This is a genomic window from Nocardia amikacinitolerans NBRC 108937 (assembly GCF_001612615.1).
In the GTDB taxonomy this organism is placed as follows: domain Bacteria; phylum Actinomycetota; class Actinomycetes; order Mycobacteriales; family Mycobacteriaceae; genus Nocardia; species Nocardia amikacinitolerans.
This window is the reverse complement of the sequence record NZ_BDAU01000068.1, coordinates 1-8,281: the sequence shown is the minus strand read 5'-3', so window position 1 is coordinate 8,281 and position 8,281 is coordinate 1. Positions and strand designations below refer to the sequence as shown.

8 protein-coding genes are annotated in these 8,281 nt (G+C 68.0%); 6 read left to right on the top strand and 2 right to left on the bottom strand.

Translation table 11 applies throughout. The features are described from left to right. Positions 1-503 precede the first annotated feature (503 nt). Together NAM01S_RS32325 and NAM01S_RS32320 are read left to right on the top strand one after the other, a co-directional pair. Positions 504-1,757, top strand: coding sequence for a DNA polymerase III subunit beta family protein (locus NAM01S_RS32325; RefSeq protein ID WP_169810935.1), 1,254 nt, complete (start codon positions 504-506; stop codon positions 1,755-1,757). Next, positions 1,754-2,245, top strand: a complete 492-nt coding sequence (locus NAM01S_RS32320) for a hypothetical protein (protein ID WP_067792875.1) — start codon at positions 1,754-1,756, stop codon at positions 2,243-2,245. Before NAM01S_RS32325 ends, NAM01S_RS32320 begins: the two co-directional genes overlap by 4 nt. A gap of 31 nt (positions 2,246-2,276) precedes the next feature. Here NAM01S_RS32320 and NAM01S_RS32315 read toward each other — a convergent pair whose 3' ends face one another. Further along, the gene (locus NAM01S_RS32315) at positions 2,277-2,651 is read right to left on the bottom strand and encodes a MerR family transcriptional regulator (protein WP_067792872.1); all 375 of its coding nucleotides are present in this window, start codon (positions 2,649-2,651) and stop codon (positions 2,277-2,279) included. Between the two features lie 74 nt (positions 2,652-2,725). Here NAM01S_RS32315 and NAM01S_RS32310 point away from each other — a divergent pair, with 74 nt between their 5' ends. After that, positions 2,726-3,181 carry an SRPBCC family protein gene (locus NAM01S_RS32310; RefSeq protein WP_067792870.1) on the top strand — a complete coding sequence of 152 codons (456 nt, stop codon included), beginning with the start codon at positions 2,726-2,728 and terminating at the stop codon, positions 3,179-3,181. A gap of 266 nt (positions 3,182-3,447) precedes the next feature. After that, positions 3,448-4,791 carry a carotenoid oxygenase family protein gene (locus NAM01S_RS32305; protein WP_067792867.1) on the top strand — a complete coding sequence of 448 codons (1,344 nt, stop codon included), beginning with the start codon at positions 3,448-3,450 and terminating at the stop codon, positions 4,789-4,791. On the opposite strand, the gene NAM01S_RS32300 is transcribed toward NAM01S_RS32305, so the two are convergent. Next, positions 4,764-5,711 carry a cation diffusion facilitator family transporter gene (locus tag NAM01S_RS32300; RefSeq protein ID WP_253783684.1) on the bottom strand — a complete coding sequence of 316 codons (948 nt, stop codon included), beginning with the start codon at positions 5,709-5,711 and terminating at the stop codon, positions 4,764-4,766. The two genes, NAM01S_RS32305 and NAM01S_RS32300, sit on opposite strands and share 28 nt — an antisense overlap. 404 nt (positions 5,712-6,115) lie before the next feature. On the opposite strand from NAM01S_RS32300, the gene NAM01S_RS32295 reads away from it, so the two are divergent. Together NAM01S_RS32295 and NAM01S_RS32290 are read left to right on the top strand one after the other, a co-directional pair. Continuing rightward, positions 6,116-6,925: an SAM-dependent methyltransferase gene (locus tag NAM01S_RS32295; protein ID WP_067792881.1), complete on the top strand. Its 810-nt coding sequence runs from the start codon at positions 6,116-6,118 to the stop codon at positions 6,923-6,925. A 13-nt stretch (positions 6,926-6,938) separates the two neighbouring features. Then, entirely contained in the window at positions 6,939-8,219 is a 1,281-nt protein-coding gene (locus NAM01S_RS32290; protein ID WP_067792864.1) for a sensor domain-containing diguanylate cyclase, read from the top strand. Positions 8,220-8,281: the final 62 nt, after the last annotated feature.

Here is an 8,281-nt window from a genome sequence, read left to right as displayed (position 1 = left end):
AAGCCCCCTAGACACACGCAACGACGACAACCCCAACACGACCAATCTGAAACGCAACCACAGCCGGTCGACCACGCCGGAACTTGAACCCACCTCCGCCAACTTCGGGAGGTAAGCCGGTACGGCACCCAACGCGCCCAGCACCGCTCAGAGGAAAACATGGGTAGGCCAGCTATTCGGACCCGCCAACCCCTGGGCATCACGTCCCCAACGCAACCCCACACGCGATCCAGCCGTACCGAACCACCCGGCTCACCGACGCCCACCGACCGCGCTCTCCTTTCCGCTCGAGACCGAACGCTGCTGATGCGTCGCAAGAGTCACCCAACGCCCGCCAGACGCACGCACTGGCCCCATGCGACTGCCGCTTACCTGTCATGCCGAATGCTGCAATGTCTCGCGCTGGGCACCCGCCGTCAGCCCAGACCCACTGGCCCGCCCGCCTGCCGCCCCGTAGCCGACACGGTTGACCTTCATGTTGGTTGAGACTCCATGATGGCTCGGTGCGGAGTTCCAGGGTCGAGGAGTTGATCACCATCGGAGCGTTGGCGCGGGCCAGCGGGCTGACGGCGAGCGCTCTGCGGTTCTACGGCGACTGCGGACTGCTGGTGCCCGCCGAGGTCGACTCGGTGACCGGATACCGGTACTACACGCGCTCGCAGTGTGAGCGGGCAGTGCTGATTCGGCGGCTGCGGGGCATCGAGCTGTCGTTGGAGGCGATCACCGAGGTGTTGGCGGGTGACCCGAGCCGCGCCGAACGGTTGCTCGACGCGCACGTCGCCGAGCTCGCGCGCCGGGCCGACGCTGCCGCTCGGGTGGCGGCGCAGGTCAAGCGTGCCCTCGGCGCCGGGCGCGGCATCGCGGTACCCGCGGCGGATCTGGCGCGCGCCATCGGGCAAGTCGGCACGGCCGCAGCGATCGATGACACCGTGCCGGTGCTCACGGGGGTGCTGGTGGAAGCGGATTCGACCGCACTCACCCTCACTGCCACCGACCGCTACCGGCTTTCGACACGCACCCTCGCACCGCTGCGGGACGGCGGCGAGGAGTGGTCGGTGGTAGTCGAAGCCGCGACGCTCGCGCCGCTGCGCCCATGGCTGGACTCGATCGAGGAAGTGGTCCTCGCGCCGAGCGACTCCGGTATCGCCTTCGTCTGCGGAGAAATCGAGCACCGCTGCAACGGAATCGAGCAACCCTTCCCCGACTACCGCGCGGTCCTCGACGGACTACCACCGGTCCGGACCCGGATGCTGGTAGCCCGCGCCGCCCTGCTCGAGCTGCTGGAGACGGCGGACGACACCGTGGTGTGCACCATCGACCCGTCCGGTCTCGAGGTGTCATCTACCGCCACGGATGCCCTTTCGCCTGCCGTAGCCGCCGACTCTGCTGACGCCACCTCGTGCGCCATGGACGGCTCCAACCTCGCGGTCGCGGCTGCCGCCACGGAAACCCGGCCGCCCACCGGTGTCGCCGGTTCATCTGACGTCATCGCGCGCGCCACCGACCAGTCCGGCCTCGCAGCAGCGGGGATCATCACCGTCACTCGGTTACCCGCTGTTGTCACCGGAGGACCGATGGAACTCGCGTTCCGGTCCGAAGTGTTGCGCTCCGCTGTGGCGAGTGCGCTCGGGCCGGACCTGATGTTCGATCTCGCCGCGGCCGACCAGCCCGTCGTTGTCCGGTCGGCGACCGACGGTGATCTCACCACTCTCGTCATGCCCACATTCGTTCCGAGCACGGAGAACCACACCCGATGACCGATCAGACCGACACCACCATGGAAGCCATCACCCGCGCTGTCGAGCTCGGCCGCGCGGGAGACCGCGATGCTGCCCGCACCATGCTGACCGAGCTCTGGGCCGACCTCGGACCGCAGGGCGATCCCCTGCACCGCTGCACCCTCGCGCACTACCTCGCCGACCTGCACGACGACGCCGCACAGGCCCTCACCTGGGACATCCGCGCGCTCGACGCCGCCGACAGCCTCACCGACGAACGCGTCCGCCGCTACAACGCGGGGCTCGAGGTCCGCGGCTTCTACCCCTCCCTGCACCTGAACCTCGCCGACAACTACCGCCGCCTCGGCTCCTTCGAAGCCGCCCGGCAGCAGATCGAGGCCGCCCGCGGATGCCTGCACGCGCTCGGCGAGGACCAGTACGGCACGATGCTGCGCACCGCGGTGGAGGAAGTGGGGGAAGCGATTCGGGATGAGCGCACCGAGCCGCGGGTGTCCGCTCCACGCTGAACCGTGATCCCCCGGCTTACCTCTCCCGCGGTTATCTGGGCAGTTTGCCACGGTGGCGTGCATTGGCCTCGAGGCGTTGCTGTTCTCGGGCGAGTACGCGGCTCACTTCTCGTAGAGCGGTGATCTGCTCTTCTACGCGGACTCGCTTGTCGGCCAGCAAGCGAGCGCCGTCGGCGCAGTCGATGTCGCGGCTACGTATTCCCTCGAGGATCTGGCGAATCTCGTTGAGCGAGAAGCCCAGCGACTGCATGCTGCGCAGTAGCCGCACTTCCCCGACGAGGGACTCGGGGTACTCCCGGTAGTTGTTGCTGGAGCGGTGCACGTCGCCGAGCAGCCCTTGGCGTTCGTAGTAGCGCAAGGTGTGCCTGCCCACGCCGGTGCGTGTTTCCAGTTCGCCGATCCGCATCAGGGCTTCTCACTTGACTGTAGACCTACCTCGACACTTTAGCCTTCGGCCAGCACTACCTCGAGGAGTTCGATATGTACCTGCTGGCCAGCGCCGAGACCACCGTGTCCTGTTCGTGTGCGCGGGCGTTCGCCTATGCCGCCGATCTGGAGAACTTCGCGGACTGGTTCCCCGGCGTACTCGGTATCACCGCGCACAATGATCTGCCGTTCGACGAGCCAGGCAAGCAGTACCTAGAGACGGTCGCGGTGCCTTTGCGTGGACGTCGGCGGGTCTTGATTCGAGTGGAAGAAGCCAGTCCGCCACGTCGCCTTGTCACCGAAGGAAACATGCCATTTCTGTTGCCGCGCATGGAAATAGACTTCGAAAGCACCGGACCCGAGACCTGCACGATCCACTGGCGCATGTTCAGCCGCACCGACAACCCAGCTGTCCGATTGATCGCGCTACCGCTCGCTCGGCGGACGATGCGCAGACGAGCCGACGCGGCACTGCGCAACCTCGCCCGCCGATTGGACGGCGCGGCGTAACGGCCGACAAGCGGTGCGAGCGACACCATCCGTTCCGGCAGACTGATAGATGTCCGGCTACCCGTCGCGGATTCGAGCCGCCATCTCTGGAGTGTCGCAAAACCGCTCTGCCGAGCAATCAGCGCGATGGCGATCCGAAATCTCTCGCACCGCGTTGTGCTGCGCGTTCTCGAACCGGCTGACGCGGGCGGCAAGAACAAGACTGTTTCTTCACGAATTGTCACCGCATGCTGGGGCGGCTCATCAAGCGAAGAGGAGAACCCCTCATGTCGACCGCGCACAATGCCGATGCGCCCCTGCATCTTTCGGGAAACAACGCGCCGATCGCCGAGGAGGTGACGGTGGAACCGGCCATGGTTGTCGGAGCGATTCCCGAAGACCTGAACGGGGTGTACCTGCGTAATGGGCCCAACCCGCGCACCGGTTGGTCGCCGCACTATTTCTCCGGCGACGGCATGGTCCACGCGGTGGCGTTGCGGGACGGACGTGCTCGCTGGTACCGCAATCGGTACGTGCGAACCCCCTTGTTCGCACATCCGGGGCAGTCCCGGCTCGCCCTGGCGGTCGACCGCGACAGCGGAACCGTGGACTACCGAGTCAGCACGGCCAACACCCACGTGGTCGCGCATGCGGGTCGGTTGCTGGCACTCGAGGAGGGCGGATTCCCGTATGAGATCACGCCGGAGCTGGAGACGGTGGGACCATTCACCTTCGCCGACGCCCTGCACACCCCGATGGCCGCGCATCCCAAGATCTGCCCGAGGACCGGGGAGTTGTTGTTCTTCGGTGTCCAACAGCGTCCGCCGTATCTGACCTATTACCGCGCCGCGGCGACCGGCGAGCTGCTCCAAGCGCAGGTGGTGCCCGTCCCGCGCGCGACGATGATGCACGACTTCGCCATCACCGAAACCTACGCGATCTTCATGGACCTTCCTGTGGTGTTCGACCGCGCCGCCTCTCGGATGCCTTGGCGATGGGACGACCGGCACGGCGCCCGGTTCGGCGTCATGCGCAGAGAAGGCGGGCGAGTGCGGTGGTTCGACGTCGAACCTTGCTACGTGTGGCACACCATGAACGCTTTCGAGGCGGACGGCGCGGTCACGATCACCGGCTGCCGGGTGCCTACGCTGTGGCGAGGTGGTCCCGACGACGTCGGTGGTGGACTCCCGCGCTTACACCGCTGGCGGCTCGACTTACGCACGGGCACCGCCACCGAGCAACCACTCGACGACGCGGCGATCGAATACCCGCGAGTCGCCGATGCCGATGTCGGACAGTACAACCGCTTCGGGTACGTCACCAGCTTCTCGATGGAGGCCGAACCGAATCATTCGGAAATCTACCGGTACGACTTCACCGGAGAAGTCTCGCGCCGAGCGCACCGACTGCCCGCCGGACACACCTGCGGTGAAGCGGCTTTCGTCGCACGCCCCGGCGCGGCGGACAGCGACGACGGATACTTGATGACTTTCGTCCACGACCGCTCCCGAGGCACCAGCTACCTGGCGATCCTCGACGCCGCCGACCCGGCCGCCCGACCGATCGCGGAAGTGCACCTGCCCGTCCGTATTCCGACGGGGTTTCACGGGAACTGGCTACCCGACCACTGACGTCGACCGCCTCGAGACCGATGCACCCGCCCGTGCGGCTCCGCGCAATGCAGATCCGCCGCCACCGCGTCCAACTCCGACACATGGTCGACCTGCAACGTCGTGTGCTCCAACCCGAATTCCGCGAGCAGCACCCGCTCGATGTCCAACCGCACGGCGTGGCAGTCGGCGCGATCGTCGACCAAGATGTGCGCCGACAGCGACGGCTCGCCCGAGGTGATCACCCACACGTGCAGATCGTGCACCTCGGTGACCTGCGGAAGGGTGACGATGCGGGCGCCGATGGCGTCGGGGTCGAGGTGGGCGGGTGCGGCCTCCAGGAAGATCCGCCCTGATTCGCGGACCAGCGCCCACCCGGCCTTCACCATCAGCGCGGCGACCACGAGGGCGGCGATGGCGTCGGCGCGCGGGTAGCCCGCCAACCACACCACCGCGCCCGCGATGGCCGTGCCGATGAACGCATACAGGTCGTTGAGGATGTGCTGGAAGGCGCCTTCGACGTTGAGGCTTGTGCGGTTGGCTCGGCTGATGCACCACGCGGCGACGATGTTGACGACGATGCCGACCAGCGCGGTGAAGAACACCAGCGGGCCTTCCACGTCCGGCGGATGGATCAGCCGGCTGACGCCCTCGTAGACGAACCACGCCGCGAGCAGCAGCAGGGTGATGCCATTGGCCTGCGCCGACAGGATCTCGGCGCGCTTGTACCCGTAGGTGTACTGCCCGCGCGCGGGCCGCTTGGACAGTCGGATGGCGATCAGCGCGAGCACGATCGATGCGGCGTCGGTGAGCATGTGCGCGGCGTCGGTGATCAGTGCCAGCGAGTGTGCGAGCAGACCGACCACCACCTCCGCCGCCATGAACGCGACGATCAGTGCCAGCGCGATGCTCAGCCAGCGCGGGTCGGAGTCGGCGGACACGCCGTGATCGTGGTGGTGCCCGTTGCCGTGATCGTGGCTGTGATCATGGGAGTGCCGACGATCCCCGGCGCGTTCGCGCTCTTCCGCCGCGATGTTCGTCGGGCGCGGCGACCCGCACTGATCTCCCATGGTCGAACGTTCCTTCCGTTTCGGACGGCTGCCGGCGCATAGCCTAACCTACCTTGCAGACATGCGCATGTCTGCATCGGTAGGTGTAGAAGGGTTGCTGCGCGGGTACCCGCTCCCGGTCGCGCCACCGTGGTGCGCAACTGTGATCTTCTGCGGTGCACTGTCGTTCGGACCTGCGGTTACGATGCGGACGCACCTCTCGGGTGATCGACCGAAACATCCGCGCGGTGCGCGCCTTCCGGTTACTCGGAAGGCCCGACACAAAGGGGTATTCGATGGACAGGCCGGCGTGGGCGCCCGAGGGCGTAGATATGCAACAGGCGAGCCCGGCACGGATGTACGACGCCTTGCTCGGGGGCTCGCACAATTTCGATGTCGACCGCAAGGCCGCCGAACTCGGCAAGCAGCTGGTTCCCGACCTGCCGCGAGTCGCCCTGAGCAACCGGGCGTTCCTGCGCAGGGCGGTGCGCTTCCTGGTCGACGCGGGCATCCGCCAGTTCCTGGACATCGGCTCGGGTATACCCACGGCGGGCAACGTGCACGAGGTCGCCCAGAAACTCGACCCCGAGATCCGCGTGCTCTACGCCGATATCGACCCCGTCGCCGTCGCGCACTCGAAGGCGATCCTGAGCGGCAACGACCGCGCCGCGGCGATCGAGGCCGATCTGCGCAAGCCCGAGGAACTGCTCGGAAAAGTCCGCGCGAGCGGTTTGATCGACTTCGAGCAGCCGGTCGGTGTTCTGATGGTCGCGGTGCTGCACCTGCTCTCCGACGACGACGCGCCCGCCGAGCGGGTGGCCGCGGTGCGCGACGCCGTACCGAGCGGTTCCTACCTGGCGATCTCGCACCTCACCTCCGAGCTGAGGCCCGAGGACGCCGCCCAGCTCGGTGTCAACGCCGCCCAGCAGAGCAAGGTCGGTGTCTATTTCCGCCCCGCCGCGGCGATCACGGCTATGTTCGACGGATGGGACCTGGTGGAACCGGGCGTGGTCGAGCTACCCGCCTGGCGCCCGGAATCCGAGCGCGATCACCACGAGGCGCCCGGCCGGTCGCTCGGCTTGGCGGGCGTGGGTCGCAAAGGCTGAGGCGGAAAGAGTAGTGGGTCTGCGGGATCTGGCGTTGCGATGGGCGGACGCGCTCGACGGCGTCGTCGCCCCCACGCTCACGCGGACCGAGACCGAGGCGATGCTCGCCGATCTCGCCGAGCTCCTCGTCGCCACCCTCCGCGGCGACGCCGACCTGCGCAACGCGCACGACGCGGCGGTCGTACTGGTCGCCGCGAACTATCGCGACCCGCTCGTCGTCAGCCGTTCGATCGAGGTGATCTGCCGCGACATGGTCGAGGAGATCTGTTCGCCCGGCACCCCGGACTACGAACGGGTGCGCGATCGCGCCGTCGCCGTGGCAGCCGAGTTCGCCGCGGGCTGCACCGGAGCGTTGCGCGCCGCCGCGCTGGTCGAACAGGAGTCGACCCTCGGCGCGGCGCTGGCCGCGGCACGGGACGCCGAGGTGCGGCGGCAGCTGTCGGAAGCCAGATTCGAGGCCGTGTTCACGGGCGCGTCGGTCGGCATCGGCACCGTCGACGTCAGCGGACACGTCCTCGCGGTGAACGCAGCCTTCGCCGAGATGCTCGGTCTGCCACTGGAACAGATGCCAGGGCGGTCGGTGGCGGACCTGCTCGGACCCGCCAACATCGGCCACGCCTACGGCCAGTTCCGGCGCATGCTGGTCGGCGAAACCGATCGGTTCCGCTTGGAGACCCCGCACGTGCGCCCGGACGGCGGACTCGCCCACATCGACCTGTCGATGTCGGCCGTGCGCGACGCGGACGGGCGGATCCAATTCCTGATCGGCGTGGCCGTCGACGTCACCGAACGCAAACAGCTCGCCGACCAGCTCTGGCACGACGCCCACCACGACGACCTGACCGGCCTGCCCAACCGGCTGCTCTTCTTCGACCGGCTCGCGACCGCCGCGCCGCCGATCGGCCTGTGCTACCTGGACCTGGACGGCTTCAAGGCCGTCAACGACGAGTGGGGGCACACCGTAGGTGATCGCGTGCTGCACGAGGTGGCCCAGCGCCTGCGCGCCGCCGCCGAACCGCGCGCCGGACTCGCGGCCCGCATCGGCGGCGACGAGTTCATCGTGCTGATCGAGCACTGCGCGGGAGAACCGCAGCTGGCGGCGGTCGCGGACGAGCTGCGCGCCGCGCTGGCGATGCCGTTGCGGGTGGCCGGGCATCCCGTGCACATCGGCGCCAGCGTCGGCACCGTGTACGCGGTCGACCGGCCGAACGCGATCGACGCGCTCATGCACGCGGTGGATACCGCCATGTACCAGGACAAGGCGGGTCGTTCGCGCGGGCCGCACCCCACCTGACGGGTCACCGGATTGGTTCGGCCGGCTGGGTGCTGTCGCTGGCCGCGTGGGCCGGGCCTGAC